Genomic DNA, 20,458 nt, shown 5'->3' on the forward strand with positions numbered 1-20,458 from the left:
ATCGTGTCTATAAAAATATGTGAAACCGATCAAAAGATATAAAGGTATATCTTTATATCTTTTGATGGTTAGTTACACTCTCTTCATAGCCTCCATAGATTGTCTGGTGGATGGCTTATATAAAAACGTTTTTATTTCATGTAGTGACATCATTAATTGTTCACCAGATTTGCGCTGTTAAGCGTAAAGGAATATCAACATGAAACTTTCTATCGTGGAAAAAATCGGCTTCGGCGCGGGAGATATGGCGATAAACGTTGTGATTATCGCCATGCAGCTGCTCCTCGCCTATTTCTATACCGATATCTACGGCCTGAGCGCCGCTGATGTTGGCGTACTGTTTGTGGTTGTGCGGATGATTGATGCCATTATCGATCCGGCCATGGGGGTTCTGACCGATAAACTGAACACGCGCTGGGGACGTTACCGCCCGTGGCTGCTGTGGTTTGCCATTCCTTTTGGTTTCGCCGTGTATTTGATGTTTATTACGCCTGATATGGCTTATATGGCCAAACTGGCATGGGCCTATGGCACCTATATTCTTATGACCCTGGTCTATACCGCGATCACCATTCCCTATATTTCGATGATTGGCGTGATTACCAGCGACCCCGTCGAACGGTTAAGCGCCAACGGCTATCGTTTTGTGATGACTAAGATTGCCGCTTTCCTGGTGACTATCGTCGTACCGATGCTTGCCGTCTGGCTGGGGCAGGGCAACAAGGCGCTGGGTTACCAGTTTTCGATGGGGCTGATGGGGGCGATGGGCGCCTTGCTGTTTATCTTCTGTTTTCTTACCACGCGTGAACGCAGCGAGCCGGAAATTACCTCGTTATCGGTGGGGAAACAGTTTAAATATCTGTTACGTAACGATCAGTGGATTATTCTCGGCGTTGTTATTCTGCTGCTGATGTGCGGTTATGTTATTCGCGGTTCCGTTGCCGCTTATTACGCCAAGTATTATCTGAACGGCGGAGATAGCCTGATTTCACCCTTCCTGACTACCGGTGTCGTTGCCTCTATTTTAGCGATGATCGCCACCACCTGGATAACCAAGTTCTGGGACAAAATTAAGATGTTCCGCTACACCCAGATTATTACCTTTATCCTGAGCGCGCTGATGTATTTCTCCGTCGGGCGTGAAAATCTTATCCTGGCGTTTGCGTTCTATTTTCTTATTAATTTCTTCTGCGATATGCAAATGCCGGTGTTCTGGTCCTCTATCGCCGAAGCGGTGGATTACGGCGAAAAGAAAACCGGTCTGCGCGTTTCCGGGTTGGCGTTTGGCGGCATCCTCTTCTTCCAGAAGTTTGGGATGGGGATCGCGGGCGGGATACTCGGATTCCTGCTGAGCCACTTTGGCTATCAGGCCGATGTTGAACAGAGCGCGCGTTCGCTCACCGGTATTGCGCTGATGATGACGCTCATTCCGGCTCTGTTTCACCTTTCGGTTGGGCTGCTTATGAAAAAGTATCTGATTAACAACGAATATTATCGTGATATTCAGCTTGCCCTGGCGCAGAAACAGGCATAAGGAGGCGCAAATGAAGGCCATGAATAAGGTTTGGGTTATCGGCGATGCCTCCGTTGACCTGGTGCCGGAAAAACAGAACAGCTATCTGAAATGCCCCGGCGGAGCGTCGGCGAACGTGGGGGTATGCGTTGCCAGGCTGGGCGGAGAGTGCGGTTTTATTGGCTGTCTTGGTGACGATGACGCCGGCCGCTTCCTGCGCCAGGTTTTTCAGGATAACGGCGTGGATGTCACGTTTCTAAGGCTGGATGCGGACCTGACCAGCGCGGTGCTGCTCGTCAACCTGACGGCTGACGGGGAACGCAGCTTTACCTATCTGGTGCATCCGGGGGCTGATACCTACGTTTCGCCGCAGGATTTGCCGCCGTTCAGGCAGTACGAATGGTTTTACTTCAGCTCAATTGGCCTCACCGACAGTCCCGCTCGCGAAGCATGTCTGGAAGGGGCGAGACGCATGCGAGAAGCCGGTGGCTACGTGTTATTCGACGTCAACTTACGCAGCAAAATGTGGGGGAATACTGATGAAATCCCTGAACTGATCGCCCGGTCCGCCGCACTGGCTTCTATCTGCAAAGTCTCGGCAGATGAGCTGTGCCAGCTCAGCGGGGCCAGTCACTGGCAGGATGCGCGTTATTACCTGCGCGATCTTGGGTGTGACACCACGATCATTTCGCTGGGGGCCGATGGCGCGCTGTTGATTACCGCCGAGGGGGAGTTCCATTTTCCCGCACCACGCGTCGATGTCGTCGATACCACCGGGGCAGGCGATGCTTTTGTCGGCGGCCTGCTGTTCACCCTTTCCCGCGCAAATTGCTGGGATCATGCCCTGCTGGCGGAAGCCATCAGCAATGCCAACGCCTGCGGCGCCATGGCGGTAACGGCAAAAGGCGCAATGACCGCTCTGCCGTTTCCTGAGCAACTCAACACTTTTCTTTCCAGCCATTCGCTGGCACAAGCCATGACCGTGAAATAAGGAGTCATCATGCACGTTGATCAAAACAAAATACTGGGATGCCTGGTGGGCGCCGCCGCCGCGGACGCGATGGGAGCCGCGACGGAAGTACGCACCCAGCAGCAAATAAAAGACTATTTTGGCGGCTGGGTGACGACCTTTCAAAAACCGCCTGCGGACACGTTTGGCCGCTGTAATGAAGCGGGGATGTGCACGGATGATTTTATTCAGGCGAAGTACATCATGGATGCGCTGCTGCGCCATCAGCGTCAGGTCAGTGACGAAGCGATGCGCGAGGCTTTTCAGCAGTGGCTGGATTACCCGTACTACGCCAACTTTACCGGTCCGACGACGCGTGCGGCAATGAAGGCAATATTTAATGATAACCGCGCCTCTTTACAGGGTGAGCTGGAAGGCGAAAAACAGTCGGTACAGATTATTAATAAGGGTAACGCGGAGGCAACGAACGGTGCCGCCATGAAGATTTGGCCAGCGGCGGTGCTGCATCCGGGTGATATCGACGCGGCGATTGAATGCGCGCTACAGATTTGCCGCTTTACCCATAATAACGTGCTGGCGATGTCCGGCGCAGCGGCGATGGCGGCGGCAACCAGCGAGGCGTTAAGAGCGCAGACCAACGCAGACAGCATTATTGCCGCCGGTATTTACGGTGCGCAAAGGGGCTATCTGCTGGCGCAGGAGCAAGGGGCGATGATGGTCGCCGGGCCTTCCGTTGCCCGACGCATTGAGCTGGCCGTAGATATCGGTAAACGTCATCGCCATTGGGAAACGGCGGTGGTGGAACTTGCTGATATTATTGGCTCCGGGCTGCACGTGAGTGAAGCGGTGCCGGCGGCCTTTGGCCTGTTCGCGTGTTGTCCGAATTCTGCCGTAGATGCTATTATCTCCGGCGTTAATATCGGCAATGATACTGATACTGTCGCCACCATGGTCGGGGCGATTTCCGGCGCATTCCATGGCGTGGAGGCTTTTCCCGCCGATTATTTAACGACTTTGGATCGTATGAATCATTTCGATTTGGCAGAACTGGCCAGGCAAATCGCAGGGTAGCGACTTCACCCTGCCGGGGACGGTAAAACGTCCCCTGCTGGCGAAGACGTGAGGTGCGCAGCTTGCAGGTTGATAAAACGAGCTTTACTCCGCTTTATAAGCAACTATTTTTTATCATCTGTCAGCAGATCCAAAATGGATCCCTGCCTTTAGGCAGCCAGCTGCCGACGCAAAAAGAGATTGCCAGAGCCTACAACGTCTCGCTGATTGTGGTTAAACAGGCCTGGAGCGAATTAATCAATGCGGGCATTATTTCGTCGCAGCGCGGAAGTGGTTCGGTGGTGTGCTCGGTACCGGAAGGCGTGAGCTACGGGCACACGTTTCGCGGTATTACCCGCGATCTCCAGGACGCCAGCGTGGCGATTGAGAACCGTATTCTGGAAATCGCGCCGCGCCGCGCGCGCGACGCTCAGGCAGACGGCTTGAGCCTGCCCGCACAGCATCACTATCTCTATATTTCGCGTATTCGTTGCCTGAATAACCGCCCATTTAACCATGAGAAAATATATCTCGATCTCAGCTTCTTTCCCGGCCTGGAACTGACGCCGCAGGCGCTGGAGCATACGTCGCTCTATTCGTTATTAAACGTCACAAGCGACTCGGCGATAGAAAAAGTTGAGGCGATTTTACCTTCCGCCGACCTGTGTGAAAAACTGCAAATTGCCGCGAATAAACCGCTGCTATCCGTTGCCAGACAGACGTTTCAGGCCGGACAAGACAACCCTTTTGAGTATTGTCGCTATTACGTGCTGTCTGAATACTTTGGTGAAATTCATTATCACTGATCTGTCCGCTTAATCCTGCGATAACCCCACTATATCTGGCGTTTACCTGCCTGACTGTCCGTCGTATTCTTGCTGAAAAAATCGTCAGGAGACAGGTATGTCGCTCTGGTTGTCCCATCCTCTGTTCCTTCCTTCTATCATCGTTGGCATCACCATTTTGCTCTGGGCGACTTCGCTGCTGCCGGAGTTTATGACCGCACTGCTGTTTTTTGCTGCTGTGGTGGCGATGGGACCAGGGAAAGCTCCTGCGCGGGCGGGGATGCTGTGATGTATCGCGCTGGCGGTGGTACGCCAAAGCGATGGCTCTTTTGTCCTGCTGGCGACCGAGCGTAATTTACTGATCTTCAATCGCGCTTCTGCCGAGGAAATTCAGGATCATCAGTGTGATATCTTGAACCAACAGGTCATCAAATGACAGCTTGATATTGCATTAACGAATACCGTTTGGAGGCCGGACAAGGCTCTCGTGGCGCTATCCGGCAAAATCTGGCGATGGCGCGGGCGTTACCAGGCCGGTGGATCTGCGGGGTGGCTGTCATTTTCCAGATGCGGCGATTTAATAAACACGCCTTTCCAGGGTTTATCGCCGTTATTAATGAGGTAATGCGCCTCCCCAGGTTCGCACTGTAAAACATCTCCAGTTTGCAGGATATGAGGTGTTCCTTCCAGATACAGGCACACTTCACCGCTTAGGGTATAAAAAACCTCACAAGCGGTATTATGGCGATGGTTAGGGAATGACTGCCCTGGTTGTAGTATAACGACGCCCATATCGCAGCCCGGCCCACGGATTAAGTATTTAGGGCCATTATCGCCAAAGCGGTATTCATGATTCTTCTCATTCGTTTTTTGCATGCTTATTCTCCTGTTACAGGCCTGGCGCTTTCCAGAGGGATGTCGTTAAGCCACCATCGACCAGCGCGCGTTGATCCTGATAAACGGCCTGCCATTTTTCTCTGGCCTGCTGATAGACAGCGAAATTTTCAGGATTAGGTTTATGCTCCCGATCCCAGCGCACTAGCTTTTCTCCCGTTTCCGCCAGCGATGGCCAGATACCCACGCCAACGCCTGCGGCAATAGCGCACCCTAGCGCGGTAGCTTCTTTGACGACAGGTACGTGAACGGTGAGTCCCGTAACGTCGGCAAGGATTTGGCTCCATAATTTGCCTTTAGATCCTCCGCCGGCAAAAACCAGCGAGTCGGCCTGTACGCCGGAAAACGCGGCAATTTGCTGTAAATTGCAGGCGGAAACAATGGCGGCATTCTCTTCCAGCGCGCGAAATAGGGTCGCTTTATTACACTTTTCAGGATCGATAGACAGATTGATAAACGACGGCGCGGCATGGTACCAGCGTTTAAAACGCATAACGTCAGAGAAGATGGGCATCACACCGTACGCGCCGGGAGGAACCCGGCTGGCCATATCTTCCAGCAGGGAATACGCATCAATACCTAACCTTTCAGCGATTAGTTTTTCCTCGGCGCAAAAGGCGTCGCGGAACCAACGCATCGTTAACCCAGTAAAAAAGCTAATAGACTCGGTTTGTACCATACCGGGGATCACATGAGGATTGATGCGAACGTTCATGTTTGGGTCGGTGACCGGCGCGGGAAGATTGACCACCTGTTGCCAGAAGGTTCCGCCCAGCACGGCCGTTTGCGCCGGGCGTACGACGCCCAGCCCCAGACAGCCTAACTGCACATCGCCGCCGCCAACGATGACCGGCGTACCCGCTTGCAGGTCGCACTGTTCAGCCGCTTTCTGTGAAATGTGACCGAGCAGCGTCCCGGTTTCTTTTACCGGCGAGAGAATGTCAGAACGCAGGCCCGCCATCTGTAACAGACTACGTTTCCAGTTGCGGGTCACCAGATCCAATAACCCCGTCGTGCCTGCGTTGGAGGGATCGACCGCCAGTTCGCCGCTGAGCATAAAGGCCATCCAGTCGCTGATCATAGTGACGGTTGACGCGCGATGATAAATATCCGGACGATGGTGGGCAAGCCAGAGCAGACGCGGAATAGCGCTGAGCGCCAGCGTTTGCCCGGAGCAACGATAAACTTCCTCCTCAAAGGTGTTATCGTGCAGCTCTTTTAATTCACTGACTTCGTGCGCCGCGCGGGCGTCAACATTAGCGCAGGCCCAAATTGGTTCGCCGTTACTGTCATAAATAACAATGCCTTCACGCATCGAGCAGGCCGATACGGCAGCGATAGCCGTTGCAGGAATGGCGGCTTTCTGTAGTGCCTGACGGATACACTGGCAAGCCAGTTGCCAGTTTTTGGCAAGATCAAACTCCATCGAACCAGGCACATCCGGCACGGCCAGATGCTGCCATTCCGCTTGACCGACAGCTATTTGCTTTCCTTGTAGATCAAAAATTACTGCTCTGACGCTACCGGTACCGGCGTCAAGAGCCATCAGGTAATGTCCTGATTCAGTATGGGTACAGAGTCGAGCCATTTTTTTATCCTCGGCTATTTTTACATCGTTACATAAAATCCTGTCAGTTATTGTTTATTGAATTGAGGTAAGTGTTATTTTATTTTTTTATTTTTCAATAAGTTGAATTATTTTCCCTGCGGTTTTCTGATCGGTAACCAGCGCATTGATATAGTTACCGCGCATAGCGGCAATAATAGCTTCTGCTTTTTGTTCGCCGCCGGCGACGCCAATCACGGTTGGGATCGTGGAAAGTGAATTTAACTTCAGGCCAATTAATTCGTTATGGATTTTGATGTCTGGAATAATTTCGCCATGAGCATCAAAAAAATAGCCCAGAATATCGCCTACTGCGCCTTTGCGGCCAATCATGAGTTGTTCACCCTGAGTGATATAGCCGGATTTTAAGATACTGGCTTGATCTTTCTGGTTAATTGCCCCAATCCCCACGATGGCGGCATCGGCAGCTTGCGCTGTGAGCATCACATCCCGCACGCTATTTTCATTGCGCAGCGTGCAGGCAATTTCCTGCGATGATGCGCGCAGCGGCGCGGGCATAATACTTACGCTACAAGCGGCATCAAGCTGGCCTATTCCGGTCATATACGGCCCCACGCCGCCGGATAACGTGACCAGTCGGATTTGTTGCGCCGAGATAAATCCGCTGAGGCGTTTTAATGTGGTCATCGTGGCTTCGCCAAAGCCGACGGCCAGCAGTTGCTGTGGCCGCAGTGACTCCATCAACATATGGGCGGCGCCGATTCCTAAGCGCAGACCAATATCGGCATCGGGTAATGCCGGCAGCACGCGGATATTCTGCAATGCGAAGTGGTTGCGCAAGGCATTTTCATACTCAAGACACCCTTCGAAGCGGGAGTTGATTTGTACGCGAATAATACCGGACTGATGCCCTTTCTCCAGCAGACGAGAAACCTTTAGCCGGGTTAGCCCCAGACGCTCGCTGATTTCACTCTGCGTCAATCCATCGTGATAGTAGAACCAGGCAATACGCGCCACCTGCTCTTCTTCGCACATTCCATAATCAGATACCAACGTATTATCGCTCATTGTCATAACCTGGCTTTACTTTGAACATTTCTAAATCATTAACACAATTGTTCAGTTATCACTCCGAAATAACCGTGATTAACGCCACAAAAACGCGTCAAATCTGAACATTTATCATCTAAAAATTCATTTATTCAGAAAACGTGATCTGGATGAGAGTTTTTTGACCAAATAACTACTACCGTTTTGAACAATTTCTTTTTCAAAAAACATTTGTTCAGTCCCGTCAGTCAACATTGAGGGAGCGGAGGCAACATGCAAATCAGTCACAATACTGCATCCCCTCTGATTTGTGTGCAGAACATTTATAAAAGTTATTCCGGCGTCGAAGTACTAAAGGGAATTGACTTTACTCTGCATGCGGGAGAGGTGCACGCATTGCTTGGCGGCAATGGTGCGGGTAAATCAACATTAATGAAGATTATTGCCGGTATAGTCCCGCCAGATGGAGGGACTATCGATATTGCTGGTGTGCGTTGCAGTCATTTAACGCCTCTGAAGGCGCACCAGTATGGCATTTACCTGGTTCCCCAGGAGCCTCTGTTATTTCCGAGTTTATCTGTGCGGGAAAATATCTTGTTTGGCTTGCAGGGACGTCAGGCCTCCACGGAAAAAATGCAGCAGCTATTAAAGGCGATGGGATGCCAACTCGATCCGGCGAGCGCTGCGGGTACGCTTGATGTTGCAGACCGCCAGATCGTTGAAATTATGCGCGGCTTGATGCGCGACTCGCGAATCTTAATTCTTGATGAGCCCACGGCGTCGTTAACGCCAGCCGAAACTGACCGGTTATTTACGCGTCTGCAAGAGTTGCTGAAAAAGGGTGTCGGAATTGTATTTATTTCTCATAAGCTACCAGAAATTAGACAGTTAGCTCACTGCGTTAGCGTGATGCGTGACGGTAAAATCGCATTATTCGGAAAAACGCATGACCTTTCTACCGACGAGATTATTCAAGCTATCACCCCGGCAACGCAGGGCGTCAGTCTTTCCGCGAATCAAAAGTTGTGGCTGGAATTGCCTGGCAGCCGCCCGCAGAACGAACGCGGCGCGACGGTATTAGCGCTGGAGTCACTGACGGGCGAAGGTTTTATGAATATCAACCTTGAGGTGCGGGCAGGCGAAATCCTTGGTCTGGCCGGGTTGGTCGGCGCGGGACGCACAGAACTGGCTGAAACGCTGTACGGTATTAGACCGGTCAATGCGGGGCGGATGCTGTTCAATGGTCAAGAAATTAACGCCCTGACAACCCAACAGCGGTTGCAGCTCGGCCTGGTCTATTTGCCGGAAGATCGGCAGTCATCCGGGCTGTATCTTGACGCTTCCCTGGCATGGAATGTCTGTTCGCTGACCCACAACCAAAAAGGATTTTGGATAAAGCCCCAGCGGGATAACGCCACCCTTGAACGTTACCACCGCGCGTTAAATATCAAACTCAATAATGCCGAACAGGCGGCGCGTACTTTATCCGGCGGTAACCAGCAAAAAGTATTGATTGCCAAATGCCTGGAAGCCTCTCCGCAATTACTGATTGTCGATGAACCGACCCGCGGTGTCGATGTCTCCGCCCGCAGCGATATTTATCAGCTGTTGCGCAGTATCGCGCAACAAAATGTCGCGGTGCTGTTTATTTCCTCCGATCTGGAAGAGATAGAGCAGATGGCCGATCGCGTATATGTCATGCACCAGGGGGAACTGGGGGGGCCTGCGTTATGCGGCGAGGAAATTAACGTTGATACCATCATGCACGTTGCGTTTGGCGAACATGGTGCGTCGGAGGCAACATGTTGAAATTCATCCAAAATAACCGGGAAGCGACGGCACTGCTGGCAATAGTCTGTTTATTCGTGTTTCCTGGCGCGCTGGATAGCCAGTATTTGAGCGTGCAAACGCTGACAATGGTTTTCAGTAGCGCGCAAATTTTGATGCTGTTGGCGATTGGCGCGACGATGGTAATGCTCACCCGCAATATTGATGTATCGGTGGGCTCGACGACAGGCATGTGCGCGGTATTGCTGGGAGTGATGTTAAACGCCGGCTATAGCCTGCCGGTCGCCTGCCTGGCCACACTAATCTTAGGAATTGTCGCCGGATTTTTTAATGGCGTACTGGTTGCCTGGTTGAAGATACCCGCCATTGTCGCCACGCTGGGAACGCTGGGCTTGTATCGTGGGATCATGCTGCTATGGACAGGGGGGAAATGGATTGAAGGATTACCCGCAGGCTTAAAGCAACTCTCTGCTCCGGTGTTTCTGGGAATTTCCGCAATCGGCTGGTTTACCCTGGTGTTAGCGCTGCTTATGGCCTGGCTCCTGGCGAAAACCGCCTTTGGCCGCAATTTTTACGCCACCGGCGATAACCTGCAGGGCGCCCGGCAATTGGGTGTCCGTACCGAGATGGTACGCATCATGGCATTTTCACTTAATGGCGGTATGGCGGCATTGGCTGGAATCGTGTTTGCCTCGCAGATTGGCTTCATTCCCAATCAAACCGGCACGGGGCTGGAAATGAAAGCCATCGCGGCCTGCGTATTGGGGGGAATTAGCCTGTTAGGCGGGTCAGGCACGGTCATCGGCGCTATTCTCGGCGCTTATTTTCTTACGCAAATCGATAGTGTGTTAGTGCTGCTGCGTATCCCCGCCTGGTGGAACGATTTTATTGCTGGCCTGGTATTGTTGGGCGTACTGGTATTCGATGGGCGGCTGCGTTGCGCATTACAACGCAATCTGCGCCGCCAGAAATATGCCCGTTTTATATCACCACCCACTCCACTACAGACGGAAGCAAAAACGCACGCACAACAGAATAAAAACAAAGAGGTGGCATGATGAATCCATGGCGACGCTATAGCTGGGAAATTGCGCTGGCAGCCTTATTGATCTTTGAAATTCTGGCTTTCGGTGTGATTAATCCACGTTTATTAGATATTAATGTCTTACTTTTTAGCACTAGCGATTTTATTTGTATCGGTATTGTCGCTTTGCCGCTAACAATGGTTATTGTCAGCGGTGGCATGGATATTTCATTTGGTTCTACAATCGGGCTATGCGCGATTACCCTGGGTGTGCTGTTTCAGCTCGGTATGCCGCTACCTTTAGCGATTATTATTACCCTACTACTCGGCGCAATATGTGGGCTGATAAATGCCGGACTTATTATTTATACCGGCGTAAACCCGTTGGTGATTACCCTGGGAACCATGTATTTATTTGGTGGTAGCGCATTATTGTTATCTGGTATGGCTGGCGCCACGGGTTATGAAGGTATTGGTGGATTTCCCACAGCGTTCACTGACTTTGCCAATATTTCATTTCTTGGTATTCCCATGCCGCTTATTTTTTTTCTTGTGTGCTGTCTGTTTTTCTGGCTGCTCATGCATCGCACGCATATGGGACGCAACGTTTTCCTGATTGGCCAGAGCGCCCGTGTCGCGCAGTACAGCGCGATCCCGGTGAATCGCACGTTGTATACCGTGTATGCCATGACCGGATGCGCCTCCGCGATCGCCGCCGTATTACTGGTTTCTTACTTTGGCTCCGCACGTTCGGATCTGGGCGCCTCTTTCCTGATGCCGGCCATTACGGCGGTTGTGCTGGGAGGCGCCAATATTTATGGCGGCTCCGGGTCGATTATGGGGTCCGCGTTGGCGGCGCTGCTGGTGGGATTTTTACAGCAGGGGCTACAGATGGCCGGAGTGCCGAATCAAATTTCCAGCGCATTGTCCGGTGCGCTTCTCATTGTTGTTGTCGTTGGTCGTTCCGTCAGTTTGCATCGTCACCAAATCCTTGAATGGTACTCACGCCGTCGCAATGCGCATCAGGCATGATTTCCTTTTGAAATTTATGGAGAAAAAAATGGCAAGACACAGCATTAAAATGATCGCCTTACTCACTGCGTTTGGTCTGGCATCTGCGGCAATGACCGTGCAGGCGGCAGAGCGGATTGCTTTTATTCCCAAACTGGTTGGCGTGGGCTTTTTTACCAGCGGCGGCAATGGCGCGCAGGAAGCGGGAAAAGCGCTGGGCATTGACGTAACTTACGATGGCCCTACAGAGCCCAGCGTCTCAGGCCAGGTTCAACTGGTGAATAACTTTGTCAATCAGGGGTATGACGCCATTATCGTTTCTGCCGTTTCGCCTGATGGCCTGTGCCCGGCGTTGAAGCGGGCAATGCAAAGAGGCGTGAAAATATTAACCTGGGATTCCGATACCAAGCCGGAGTGCCGTTCTTACTATATTAATCAAGGGACGCCAAAACAGCTCGGCAGCATGCTGGTAGAGATGGCCGCTCATCAGGTGGACAAAGAGAAAGCGAAAGTCGCTTTCTTCTATTCCAGCCCAACGGTGACCGACCAGAACCAGTGGGTAAAAGAAGCTAAAGCCAAAATTAGCCAGGAACATCCGGGGTGGGAGATAGTCACTACCCAGTTTGGCTATAACGATGCCACGAAATCGCTCCAGACGGCGGAAGGTATCATCAAAGCGTATCCCGATCTGGATGCCATCATCGCGCCTGACGCTAACGCTTTACCTGCTGCGGCACAGGCGGCGGAGAACCTTAAACGCAATAATCTCGCGATTGTTGGTTTTAGTACGCCGAATGTAATGCGCCCTTATGTTCAGCGCGGCACTGTTAAAGAGTTTGGCCTGTGGGATGTCGTCCAACAGGGAAAAATTTCCGTATATGTCGCCAATGCGTTGCTGAAAAATATGCCAATGAATGTCGGTGATTCACTGGATATTCCCGGCATCGGCAAAGTCACCGTTTCACCTAATAGTGAGCAGGGATATCACTATGAGGCAAAAGGTAACGGCATTGTGTTATTGCCGGAGCGTGTCATTTTCAACAAAGACAATATCGACAAATATGATTTCTGATAACTGTTATGTATCGACGGAGTAAAGAATGGCTGATTTAGATGATATTAAAGATGGCAAAGATTTTCACACCGATAAACCACAAACTAACACTTTGTTCGCATTAAAAGGCTGTGGCGCGCTGGATTGGGGAATGCAGTCCAGACTGGCGAGGATTTTTAATCCCAAGACCAGAAAAACGGTCATGCTGGCCTTTGACCATGGATATTTCCAGGGGCCGACAACCGGACTTGAGCGTATTGATATCAATATTGCGCCGCTCTTTGAATATGCTGATGTCTTAATGTGTACTCGCGGCATATTACGCAGTGTGGTACCTCCGGCAATCAATAAACCAGTCGTTTTACGTGCGTCCGGGGCGAATTCTATTCTCACTGAATTAAGCAATGAGGCGGTTGCGGTGGCGATGGATGACGCTGTGCGGTTGAATAGCTGTGCTGCTGCCGCACAGGTTTATATTGGTAGTGAGCATGAACATCAGTCGATTAAAAATATTATTCAACTGATTGATGCCGGGTTACGCGTCGGGATGCCAATAATGGCAGTGACCGGGGTGGGTAAAGATATGGCTCGTGACCAGCGTTATTTTTCACTGGCAACGCGTATCGCTGCGGAAATGGGGGCGCAAATTATCAAAACGTATTATGTCGATAAAGGTTTTGAGCGTATTGCGGCAGGTTGTCCGGTGCCGATTGTCATCGCCGGCGGTAAAAAACTGCCTGAACGTGAAGCATTGGAAATGTGCTATCAGGCGATTGACCAGGGGGCTTCTGGCGTAGATATGGGGCGTAATATATTCCAGTCAGAAGATCCGGTAGCCATGATTAAAGCGGTACATGCTGTCGTTCATCATAACGAAACAGCAGAGCGTGCTTATGAGCTGTTTTTGAGTGAGAAAGGTTAAATGAGATCGCTTCCCCATCTTTTACCGATGCGGGGAGATGGGGATGACTGTTATTTTATTTGGAATAATCAGGGGGTTAATGATGCACGTTACGCTGGTTGAAATTAACGTTCATGATGACAAGGTTGAACAATTTATCGATGTTTTTCGGCAGAATCATCTGGGCTCAATTAAAGAGCCGGGTAACTTGCGTTTTGATGTTCTGCAGGATCCGCAGGTGCCTACGCGATTTTATATTTATGAAGCCTACGTTGATGAACAGGCCGTCGCTTTTCACAAGACAACGCCACACTACAAAACTTGCGTGGAGCAGCTTGAACCGTTGATGACCGGCCCGCGGACAAAAAAAGTTTTTATGGGTTTGATGCCTTAAGGAGTGCTCATGAACAGCCAGTTTGCCGGATTAACGCGCGAAGCATGTGTGGCATTGTTAGCGTCATATCCGCTTAGTGTGGGTATTCTGGCAGGGCAGTGGATTGCGTTGCATCGCTATCTGCAACAGTTGGAAGCGTTAAACCAGCCGCTGTTGCATTTGGATTTGATGGATGGTCAATTTTGCCCGCAGTTTACCGTTGGGCCATGGGCAGTTGGGCAACTGCCGCAAACTTTTATCAAAGATGTTCATTTGATGGTAGCGGACCAATGGACGGTGGCGCAAGCCTGCGTGAAGGCGGGCGCACACTGCATCACGCTTCAGGCAGAAGGCGATATTCATCTGCATCATACGCTAAGCTGGCTTGGTCAGCAGACCGTGCCCGTTATTGGCGGTGAAATGCCGGTGATCCGGGGGATTAGTTTATGCCCGGCAACGCCTCTGGATGTCATTATCCCCATTCTGAGCGACGTTGAGGTTATTCAACTACTGGCAGTGAACCCTGGATACGGCAGTAAAATGCGCTCCAGTGATTTGCATGAGCGCGTGGCACAGCTTTTCTGTCTACTTGGTGATAAACGCGAAGGTAAAATTATCGTTATTGATGGGTCGTTAACGCAGGATCAGTTGCCTTCGCTGATTGCACAGGGCATCGATCGTGTTGTTTCTGGTAGTGCGTTATTTCGTGATGATCGGCTGGTTGAGAATACGCGGAGCTGGAGGGCGATGTTTAAGGTTGCCGGGGATACTACTTTCTTACCCTCCACAGCATAAATGCCGGATGGCGGCTTTACCTTATCAGGCCTACATAAGCACTCGGCTGGTAGGCCTGATAAGCGCAGCGCCATCAGACATAGATTGGCAATTAAGCCTGTTTAGCAGCTTCTGCTGCTTTCACGATCACGGCGAAGGCGTCAGCTTTCAGAGAAGCGCCGCCTACCAGCGCGCCGTCGATGTCCGGCTGCGCGAACAGTTCGGCTGCGTTGGAGGCATTAACAGAACCGCCGTACTGGATAATAACCTGTTCAGCGATTTTCGCGTCAGCTTTGGCAATGTGGTCACGGATGAATTTGTGCACTGCCTGCGCCTGCGCAGGAGTTGCAGATTTACCGGTACCGATCGCCCATACGGGTTCGTAAGCGATAACCGCGCCTTCAAAGGCTGCCGCGCCCTGCGTTTTCAGTACCGCGTCGATCTGGCGTGCGCACACTTCTTCTGTTTTGCCCGCTTCGTTTTCCGCTTCGGTTTCACCGATGCACAGTACCGGCGTCAGACCTTGTTCTTTCAGTACGGCGAATTTTTTGGCGATCAGCTCGTCAGATTCTTTATGATAAGTACGACGCTCGGAGTGGCCGATAATAATGTACTGCGCGCCGATATCCTTCAGCATTTCAGCCGAAGTTTCACCGGTGAATGCGCCAGACAGATTCAGATCAACGTTCTGCGCGCCCAGCATGATGTGGCTGCCGGCAGCAGCGCGTTTCGCCAGATCGATATACATTTCCGGCGGAGCGATTGCCACGTCGCAGCCTGCTACGCCCGTCAGTTCTTTACGCAGGTTAGCCACCAGTTCGTTTACCATGTGGCGGCTGCCGTTCAGTTTCCAGTTACCCATCACTAAAGGATGTCGCATTTCATTTCTCCACGCTTAGTCAGCGAATTAAGGAAGATGGCCGCTCGTCAGAGCAGCATGGTCTGTGAAACAGTATAGAGATTCATCCCCGGAAAGGCTTTGCTTTTTGTCATCAATTCGCCCCTTCCAGATTTTCAGATAACGCCAGCTTAATCGGTTCAACCGCGAAGGTCAGCCCCTTTTCGCCGTTATCTGCGACAACATAACGTACCGCGCCTTCGGTCTCGGCGTAATAGTGTTTACCTTTACCGGCGATAAGCATCTTTTGCAGTTTTTTCTGGCTTTGCTCTTTTGTCAGCAACGGGGCGACAGTGCGAATAATGGCGGCCATATATTCCAGCGCTTTCGCTTTCGCCGCTTTCTGTTCCGGCCCCTGAATGGGCAGCCAGGTAATCTGCATACTTTTCACTTTGAGCGTACCGCGCTCCAGCGCCGTGGAGGCATACAGATTTTCGTTAATCTTACTGGCGGCGCGGGTCAGATTCGCCTTATCGCGGCTATTCTCAATGGCGCGAAATTCATTGAGCGGCAGATCGGGATTCTGGCGGTTAAAGTTCTCACGAAACTGGCTAATAGAAAGATCAAAGGTTGGCGAGCCCGCCAGCAGATAGGGCGCTGTCGTGGTCGATGAAGAGAGCTGCGCGTGCGCCGTTATGCTGGCGGTGAGAGCAGAAAACAACAGTAAAAACAGAGTACATCCTGGCTTCATCAATCTTACCTTTCGTTAGGACTGCTCACGATTAAAACGATAACTGTCGGGCTTGTCAAAAGGGTAAACTGTAGCGGAAGGCAAAATATAAGGAACTTACATGACCATACAGCAATGGTTATTCTCATTTAAAGGGCGTATCGGACGCCGTGATTTCTGGATTTGGATCGGCCTCTGGTTTGCCGGGATGCTGGCGCTATTTTCGCTGGCGGGGAAAAACCTGCTTGATATCCAAACGGCGGCATTTTGCCTGGTGTGCCTGCTGTGGCCGACCGCCGCCGTCATGGTCAAACGTCTGCATGACCGGGGACGTTCCGGCGCGTGGGCGTTGCTAATGATTCTGGCGTGGATGCTGCTGGCCGGAAACTGGGTGATGCTGCCGGGGATGTGGCAGTGGGTCGTCGGGCGATTTATTCCGACGCTGATCCTGGTGATGATGCTTATCGATCTGGGCGCGTTTGTCGGTGTTCAGGGGGAAAATAAGTTTGGGAAAGCGACACAGGACGTGAAGTTTAAGGCAGAGCTGTAACGGGCGGTAAACCGTAATTTGCCCGGTGGCGCTGACGCTTACCGGGCCCACAGATTGGTGATGATTTGCAGGCCGGATAAGCCCCAGCCGCCATTCGGTAAAACATCACCAGTAATGTTCAGCCGTCATCTGCCCCGGTCGGCGGCGCAGATGTTTAGTCATCTGTCGGGTCTCTTTCAGCAGTTGCTGCGTATCGCGCACCATCTGCGGGTTCCCGCACAGCATAACGTGGCTGGTCTCTTTATCCATCGGCAATCCAACGGCTTTTTCCAGCTCGCCGTTTTCAATGAGCGCAGGCACGCGCCCGGTAAGCGAGCCTGGCACGCTCTCCCGGCTGACCACCGTTTGGATGCGCAGCTTGCCTTCATAACGCTGTTGCAGTTCCAGCATTAGCGGCAAATAGCTTAAATCGGCGGCGAAGCGTGCGGCGTGGACTAAGACCAGATTTTTAAAGCGTGCGACATCCTGGCCATATTGCAGAATAGACAAATACGGGCCAATAGCGGTTCCGGTCGCCAGCATCCATAGCGTCTCGCAGTCAGGCACTTCATCCAGTACAAAGAAACCCGACGCGTCGCTGACCACTTGCACCTCATCGCCAGGTTTTAGCGCCGCCAGCCGCGGGCTGAGCTTTCCTTGCGGCACCGTCACCAGATAAAACTCTAAATTCGGATTGTCAGGCGCATTGACATAGGAATACGCGCGCTGAACGCGCTCGCCATCGATCTCCAGTCCGAGTTTGGTAAATTGGCCTGCAGTAAAAGGATTAATGGGGGCGTGAACGGTCAGGCTGAACAGTGCGTCAGTCCAGTTTTGCACCTTAGTGACTTTACCTGTTACCCAATCGGCCATGGTTTTCTCCTGTTCTGAATCGCTAACCTTATCTTCGTTCGTCAGGAGAAAGATTTCCAGCCCCGCGAGGCTGGAAGGCTCTAACTAACAAATGCGCTAGAGGATATGCGCCTGTACATCCGGATCTTTACGATCAAGATAGTGGATCGACTGAATACGGCGGATGGTGCGTGATTTGCCGCGGATCAGCAGCGTTTCCGTCGTGGCGATATGGCCTTTTCGGCTAATTCCTTCCAGCAGATCGCCTTTCGTGATGCCGGTCGCGGAGAAAATAACGTTATCGCTACGCGCCATATCGCCCAGGCATAACGCCTTGCCCGCTTCAATGCCCATTGCTTTGCAGCGCGCCAGTTCCTGTTCGCCAATGCGGCGGTTTTCTTCGCTGTCGCCTTTCACATCATGGCGCGCCAGCAGACGCCCCTGCATATCGCCGTCCAGCGCGCGGATCACCGCTGCGGATACTACGCCTTCTGGTGCGCCGCCAATCCCGTACAGCACGTCGACTTCGCTATCCGGCATACAGGTCAGAATTGAGGCCGCGACGTCGCCGTCAGGAATGGCAAACACGCGTACGCCCAGTTTGGCCATCTCTTCGATGACCTCGTCATGACGCGGTTTTGCCAGAATGGTCACGGTCAGATCGCCAAGCGGTTTACCCAGCGCATCCGCGATGTTGCGCAGGTTATCCGCCAGCGGCAGATTGAGATCGATCGCCCCTTTGGCGCCCGGACCGACAATCAGTTTTTCCATATACATATCGGGCGCATTCAGGAAACAGCCTTTATCGCCGACCGCCAGCACCGCCAGCGCGTTCGCCTGACCCATCGCCGTCATGCGCGTGCCCTCAATCGGATCGACGGCGATATCTACCGCATCGCCGTGGCCGGTACCGACTTTCTCGCCGATATAGAGCATCGGGGCCTCGTCGATTTCGCCTTCGCCAATCACGATGGTGCCGTCAATGTTGACCTGGTTGAGCATGATACGCATGGCGTTGACCGCCGCGCCGTCCGCGGTATTTTTATCGCCGCGTCCCAGCCATTTGTAGCCAGCCAGCGCCGCCGCTTCGGTCACACGGGAAAATTCGATGGCAAGTTCTCGTCTCATAACAAACTCGTAGCAAAAAGGAGTGGCGCGCAGTGTAGCACAGGGGAAGGAGGGAATAATTGATGTGTGTGCGGAGTTGCCCCCGCACAAAGATTTTGCCGGATGGCGACCTTACTTGTCGTGATCTTCCCACGCCATTGCGCGTTTAACCGCTTTCTTCCAGCCGCTGTAACGGTAGTTACGCTCGGTGGTTTCAATGCCGGGGCGGAATTCTCGCTCAATGACGGCTTTTTCCTGCAGCTCGTCCAGGTTCTGCCAGTAACCGACGGCCAGACCAGCCAGATAGGCGGCGCCCAGCGCGGTCACTTCGCGCACTTCCGGGCGTTCCACCCGCGTGCCGAGAATATCTGACTGGAACTGCATCAGGAAGTTGTTGGCCACTGCGCCGCCGTCCACACGCAGAGCGTGCAGGCGGATACCGGAGTCGGCCTGCATCGCTTCCAGTACGTCGCGGGTCTGGTAAGCGATGGATTCGAGCGTCGCGCGGATAATGTGATTAGAGTTCACGCCGCGGGTCAGGCCAAAAATGGCGCCGCGGGCATACGGGTCCCAGTACGGCGCGCCCAGACCGGTGAAGGCCGGAACCACGTAGACACCGTTGGTATCTTTCACTTTCGTGGCGAAATATTCGGAGTCGAATGCGTCGCTGATGAGCTTCATTTCATCACGCAGCCATTGAATGGACGCTCCCGCCATAAACACCGCACCTTCCAGCGCATAGTTGACTTCGCCGCTTGGGCCGCAGGCGATGGTGGTCAGCAGGCCGTTTTCCGATTTTACCGCTTTCTCGCCGGTGTTCATCAGCATAAAGCAGCCGGTGCCGTAGGTGTTCTTTGCCATTCCTTCCTTTACGCACAGTTGGCCGAATAGCGCGGCCTGCTGATCCCCGGCAATCCCGGCGATAGGAATACGTGTACCGCCTTTACCGCCAATATTGGTCTGGCCGTAGACTTCGGAGGACTTACGTACCTGGGGCAGCATCGCGCGTGGGATATCCAGCACGTCCAGCATCTTATCGTCCCAGTCCAAATCATGGATGTTGAACAGCATGGTTCGTGAGGCGTTGGTGTAATCCGTAACGTGGACGCGGCCCTGCGTCATCTTCCAGATAAGCCAGGTATCCACCGTACCGAACAGCAGCTCGCCACGCTTCGCGCGTTCGCGCGAACCTTCCACATGGTCAAGGATCCATTTCACTTTAGTGCCAGAGAAGTACGGGTCGACGACCAGACCGGTATTGTCGCGGATGTAATCTTCCAGGCCGTCGCGTTTAAGCTGTTCGCAAATATCGGCGGTACGACGGCACTGCCAGACAATAGCGTTGTATATCGGTTTGCCGGTTTCACGTTCCCAGACGATCGCGGTTTCACGTTGGTTGGTGATACCGATAGCGGCAATCTGATCGGAACTGATATCGGCCTTAGCCAGTACTTCTACCAGCGTTGAGCTTTGGGACGCCCAAATTTCCATCGGGTCGTGTTCTACCCAGCCTGGCTTAGGATAAATTTGCTCAAATTCACGCTGTGATACGCTGACGATATTCGCGTCATGATCCATAACGACCGCGCGGGAGCTGGTGGTACCCTGGTCGAGCGCAACGATATATTTTTTTTCAGTCATAATTTTG

General features: G+C 52.4%; 20 protein-coding genes and 2 pseudogenes. 14 read left to right on the forward strand and 8 right to left on the reverse strand.

Annotated elements, in window-relative coordinates; genetic code table 11:
* The first annotated feature begins 199 nt into the window (after positions 1 to 199).
* The 6 genes and pseudogenes from ACLJQJ_RS21405 to ACLJQJ_RS21430 all read left to right on the forward strand — a co-directional run.
* Complete coding sequence (locus tag ACLJQJ_RS21405) at positions 200 to 1,534, forward strand: MFS transporter (RefSeq protein ID WP_045900668.1); 1,335 nt, start codon at positions 200 to 202, stop codon at positions 1,532 to 1,534.
* Positions 1,535 to 1,544: 10 nt separating this feature from the next.
* Complete coding sequence (locus tag ACLJQJ_RS21410; RefSeq protein WP_063809152.1) at positions 1,545 to 2,504, forward strand: aminoimidazole riboside kinase; 960 nt, start codon at positions 1,545 to 1,547, stop codon at positions 2,502 to 2,504.
* A gap of 9 nt (positions 2,505 to 2,513) precedes the next feature.
* Positions 2,514 to 3,554: an ADP-ribosylglycohydrolase family protein gene (locus tag ACLJQJ_RS21415; RefSeq protein WP_000557884.1), complete on the forward strand. Its 1,041-nt coding sequence runs from the start codon at positions 2,514 to 2,516 to the stop codon at positions 3,552 to 3,554.
* Positions 3,555 to 3,616: 62 nt separating this feature from the next.
* Positions 3,617 to 4,339 (forward strand): GntR family transcriptional regulator, encoded by a 723-nt coding sequence (locus ACLJQJ_RS21420; RefSeq protein ID WP_001533426.1) that lies wholly within the window; start codon positions 3,617 to 3,619, stop codon positions 4,337 to 4,339.
* Positions 4,340 to 4,436: 97 nt separating this feature from the next.
* Positions 4,437 to 4,562 (forward strand): annotated as a pseudogene (locus tag ACLJQJ_RS21425) (hypothetical protein); the annotation flags it as partial.
* Positions 4,563 to 4,613: 51 nt separating this feature from the next.
* Positions 4,614 to 4,754 (forward strand): annotated as a pseudogene (locus ACLJQJ_RS21430) (CDP-diacylglycerol diphosphatase); the annotation flags it as partial.
* A gap of 89 nt (positions 4,755 to 4,843) precedes the next feature.
* Here the strand turns inward: ACLJQJ_RS21430 and ACLJQJ_RS21435 are convergent.
* The 3 genes from ACLJQJ_RS21435 to lsrR all read right to left on the reverse strand — a co-directional run bounded on the left by ACLJQJ_RS21435 (position 4,844) and on the right by lsrR (position 7,847).
* Complete coding sequence (locus ACLJQJ_RS21435) at positions 4,844 to 5,194, reverse strand: cupin domain-containing protein (protein WP_001173083.1); 351 nt, start codon at positions 5,192 to 5,194, stop codon at positions 4,844 to 4,846.
* A gap of 13 nt (positions 5,195 to 5,207) precedes the next feature.
* Entirely contained in the window at positions 5,208 to 6,800 is a 1,593-nt protein-coding gene (gene lsrK / locus ACLJQJ_RS21440) for an autoinducer-2 kinase (RefSeq protein ID WP_000113084.1), read from the reverse strand.
* Positions 6,801 to 6,887: 87 nt separating this feature from the next.
* A complete protein-coding gene (gene lsrR, locus ACLJQJ_RS21445) occupies positions 6,888 to 7,847 on the reverse strand; it encodes a transcriptional regulator LsrR (RefSeq protein ID WP_001283049.1) in 960 nt (319 codons plus the stop codon).
* 255 nt (positions 7,848 to 8,102) lie between these two features.
* On the opposite strand from lsrR, the gene lsrA reads away from it, so the two are divergent.
* From lsrA to ACLJQJ_RS21480, 7 genes are all read left to right on the forward strand, one after another.
* On the forward strand, positions 8,103 to 9,638 hold the full coding sequence (lsrA, locus tag ACLJQJ_RS21450) for an autoinducer 2 ABC transporter ATP-binding protein LsrA (protein WP_001167250.1): 1,536 nt from the start codon (positions 8,103 to 8,105) through the stop codon (positions 9,636 to 9,638).
* A complete protein-coding gene (gene lsrC / locus ACLJQJ_RS21455) occupies positions 9,632 to 10,675 on the forward strand; it encodes an autoinducer 2 ABC transporter permease LsrC (protein ID WP_000911134.1) in 1,044 nt (347 codons plus the stop codon). The genes lsrA and lsrC overlap by 7 nt, the downstream gene beginning before the upstream one ends.
* Positions 10,672 to 11,673, forward strand: coding sequence for an autoinducer 2 ABC transporter permease LsrD (lsrD, locus tag ACLJQJ_RS21460; protein WP_000981831.1), 1,002 nt, complete (start codon positions 10,672 to 10,674; stop codon positions 11,671 to 11,673). The genes lsrC and lsrD overlap by 4 nt, the downstream gene beginning before the upstream one ends.
* A 28-nt stretch (positions 11,674 to 11,701) precedes the next feature.
* Positions 11,702 to 12,724 carry an autoinducer 2 ABC transporter substrate-binding protein LsrB gene (gene lsrB, locus ACLJQJ_RS21465; RefSeq protein ID WP_000090737.1) on the forward strand — a complete coding sequence of 341 codons (1,023 nt, stop codon included), beginning with the start codon at positions 11,702 to 11,704 and terminating at the stop codon, positions 12,722 to 12,724.
* Between the two features lie 28 nt (positions 12,725 to 12,752).
* Positions 12,753 to 13,628, forward strand: a complete 876-nt coding sequence (lsrF, locus tag ACLJQJ_RS21470) for a 3-hydroxy-5-phosphonooxypentane-2,4-dione thiolase (RefSeq protein WP_000774146.1) — start codon at positions 12,753 to 12,755, stop codon at positions 13,626 to 13,628.
* A gap of 82 nt (positions 13,629 to 13,710) precedes the next feature.
* Positions 13,711 to 14,001, forward strand: a complete 291-nt coding sequence (gene lsrG / locus ACLJQJ_RS21475) for a (4S)-4-hydroxy-5-phosphonooxypentane-2,3-dione isomerase (protein WP_001543603.1) — start codon at positions 13,711 to 13,713, stop codon at positions 13,999 to 14,001.
* A gap of 9 nt (positions 14,002 to 14,010) precedes the next feature.
* Complete coding sequence (locus ACLJQJ_RS21480; protein ID WP_063809150.1) at positions 14,011 to 14,775, forward strand: epimerase; 765 nt, start codon at positions 14,011 to 14,013, stop codon at positions 14,773 to 14,775.
* 91 nt (positions 14,776 to 14,866) lie between these two features.
* Here ACLJQJ_RS21480 and tpiA read toward each other — a convergent pair whose 3' ends face one another.
* The gene (gene tpiA / locus ACLJQJ_RS21485) at positions 14,867 to 15,634 is read right to left on the reverse strand and encodes a triose-phosphate isomerase (protein WP_001216339.1); all 768 of its coding nucleotides are present in this window, start codon (positions 15,632 to 15,634) and stop codon (positions 14,867 to 14,869) included.
* A 112-nt stretch (positions 15,635 to 15,746) separates the two neighbouring features.
* Positions 15,747 to 16,343 carry a YiiQ family protein gene (locus ACLJQJ_RS21490; protein WP_000802241.1) on the reverse strand — a complete coding sequence of 199 codons (597 nt, stop codon included), beginning with the start codon at positions 16,341 to 16,343 and terminating at the stop codon, positions 15,747 to 15,749.
* Positions 16,344 to 16,443: 100 nt separating this feature from the next.
* On the opposite strand from ACLJQJ_RS21490, the gene ACLJQJ_RS21495 reads away from it, so the two are divergent.
* On the forward strand, positions 16,444 to 16,872 hold the full coding sequence (locus tag ACLJQJ_RS21495; protein WP_000155236.1) for a DUF805 domain-containing protein: 429 nt from the start codon (positions 16,444 to 16,446) through the stop codon (positions 16,870 to 16,872).
* Between the two features lie 105 nt (positions 16,873 to 16,977).
* Here the strand turns inward: ACLJQJ_RS21495 and fpr are convergent, their stop codons facing one another.
* The 3 genes from fpr to glpK all read right to left on the reverse strand — a co-directional run bounded on the left by fpr (position 16,978) and on the right by glpK (position 20,451).
* Positions 16,978 to 17,724 carry a ferredoxin--NADP(+) reductase gene (fpr, locus tag ACLJQJ_RS21500; protein ID WP_000796304.1) on the reverse strand — a complete coding sequence of 249 codons (747 nt, stop codon included), beginning with the start codon at positions 17,722 to 17,724 and terminating at the stop codon, positions 16,978 to 16,980.
* A 96-nt stretch (positions 17,725 to 17,820) separates the two neighbouring features.
* Complete coding sequence (gene glpX, locus ACLJQJ_RS21505) at positions 17,821 to 18,831, reverse strand: class II fructose-bisphosphatase (protein ID WP_023232486.1); 1,011 nt, start codon at positions 18,829 to 18,831, stop codon at positions 17,821 to 17,823.
* Between the two features lie 111 nt (positions 18,832 to 18,942).
* Positions 18,943 to 20,451 carry a glycerol kinase GlpK gene (glpK, locus tag ACLJQJ_RS21510; protein WP_000136808.1) on the reverse strand — a complete coding sequence of 503 codons (1,509 nt, stop codon included), beginning with the start codon at positions 20,449 to 20,451 and terminating at the stop codon, positions 18,943 to 18,945.
* Between the last annotated feature and the right edge of the window lie 7 nt (positions 20,452 to 20,458).

Origin of the sequence: Salmonella sp. SAL04202, assembly GCF_046550775.1 — a bacterium.
Taxonomy (GTDB): Bacteria; Pseudomonadota; Gammaproteobacteria; order Enterobacterales; family Enterobacteriaceae; genus Salmonella; species Salmonella enterica.

What these genes read in the sequence shown, in the direction of transcription:
- lsrF (WP_000774146.1), top strand. Translation starts at nt 12,753, where the DNA reads ATGGCTGATTTAGATGATATTAAAGATGGCAAAGATTTTCACACCGAT.
- tpiA (WP_001216339.1), bottom strand. Translation starts at nt 15,634, where the DNA reads ATGCGACATCCTTTAGTGATGGGTAACTGGAAACTGAACGGCAGCCGC.
- glpX (WP_023232486.1), bottom strand. Translation starts at nt 18,831, where the DNA reads ATGAGACGAGAACTTGCCATCGAATTTTCCCGTGTGACCGAAGCGGCG.
- lsrK (WP_000113084.1), bottom strand. Translation starts at nt 6,800, where the DNA reads ATGGCTCGACTCTGTACCCATACTGAATCAGGACATTACCTGATGGCT.
- glpK (WP_000136808.1), bottom strand. Translation starts at nt 20,451, where the DNA reads ATGACTGAAAAAAAATATATCGTTGCGCTCGACCAGGGTACCACCAGC.
- ACLJQJ_RS21480 (WP_063809150.1), top strand. Translation starts at nt 14,011, where the DNA reads ATGAACAGCCAGTTTGCCGGATTAACGCGCGAAGCATGTGTGGCATTG.
- ACLJQJ_RS21410 (WP_063809152.1), top strand. Translation starts at nt 1,545, where the DNA reads ATGAAGGCCATGAATAAGGTTTGGGTTATCGGCGATGCCTCCGTTGAC.
- ACLJQJ_RS21495 (WP_000155236.1), top strand. Translation starts at nt 16,444, where the DNA reads ATGACCATACAGCAATGGTTATTCTCATTTAAAGGGCGTATCGGACGC.
- lsrD (WP_000981831.1), top strand. Translation starts at nt 10,672, where the DNA reads ATGATGAATCCATGGCGACGCTATAGCTGGGAAATTGCGCTGGCAGCC.
- ACLJQJ_RS21405 (WP_045900668.1), top strand. Translation starts at nt 200, where the DNA reads ATGAAACTTTCTATCGTGGAAAAAATCGGCTTCGGCGCGGGAGATATG.
- ACLJQJ_RS21490 (WP_000802241.1), bottom strand. Translation starts at nt 16,343, where the DNA reads ATGAAGCCAGGATGTACTCTGTTTTTACTGTTGTTTTCTGCTCTCACC.
- lsrG (WP_001543603.1), top strand. Translation starts at nt 13,711, where the DNA reads ATGCACGTTACGCTGGTTGAAATTAACGTTCATGATGACAAGGTTGAA.
- lsrR (WP_001283049.1), bottom strand. Translation starts at nt 7,847, where the DNA reads ATGAGCGATAATACGTTGGTATCTGATTATGGAATGTGCGAAGAAGAG.
- lsrC (WP_000911134.1), top strand. Translation starts at nt 9,632, where the DNA reads ATGTTGAAATTCATCCAAAATAACCGGGAAGCGACGGCACTGCTGGCA.
- lsrA (WP_001167250.1), top strand. Translation starts at nt 8,103, where the DNA reads ATGCAAATCAGTCACAATACTGCATCCCCTCTGATTTGTGTGCAGAAC.
- ACLJQJ_RS21415 (WP_000557884.1), top strand. Translation starts at nt 2,514, where the DNA reads ATGCACGTTGATCAAAACAAAATACTGGGATGCCTGGTGGGCGCCGCC.
- fpr (WP_000796304.1), bottom strand. Translation starts at nt 17,724, where the DNA reads ATGGCCGATTGGGTAACAGGTAAAGTCACTAAGGTGCAAAACTGGACT.
- lsrB (WP_000090737.1), top strand. Translation starts at nt 11,702, where the DNA reads ATGGCAAGACACAGCATTAAAATGATCGCCTTACTCACTGCGTTTGGT.
- ACLJQJ_RS21435 (WP_001173083.1), bottom strand. Translation starts at nt 5,194, where the DNA reads ATGCAAAAAACGAATGAGAAGAATCATGAATACCGCTTTGGCGATAAT.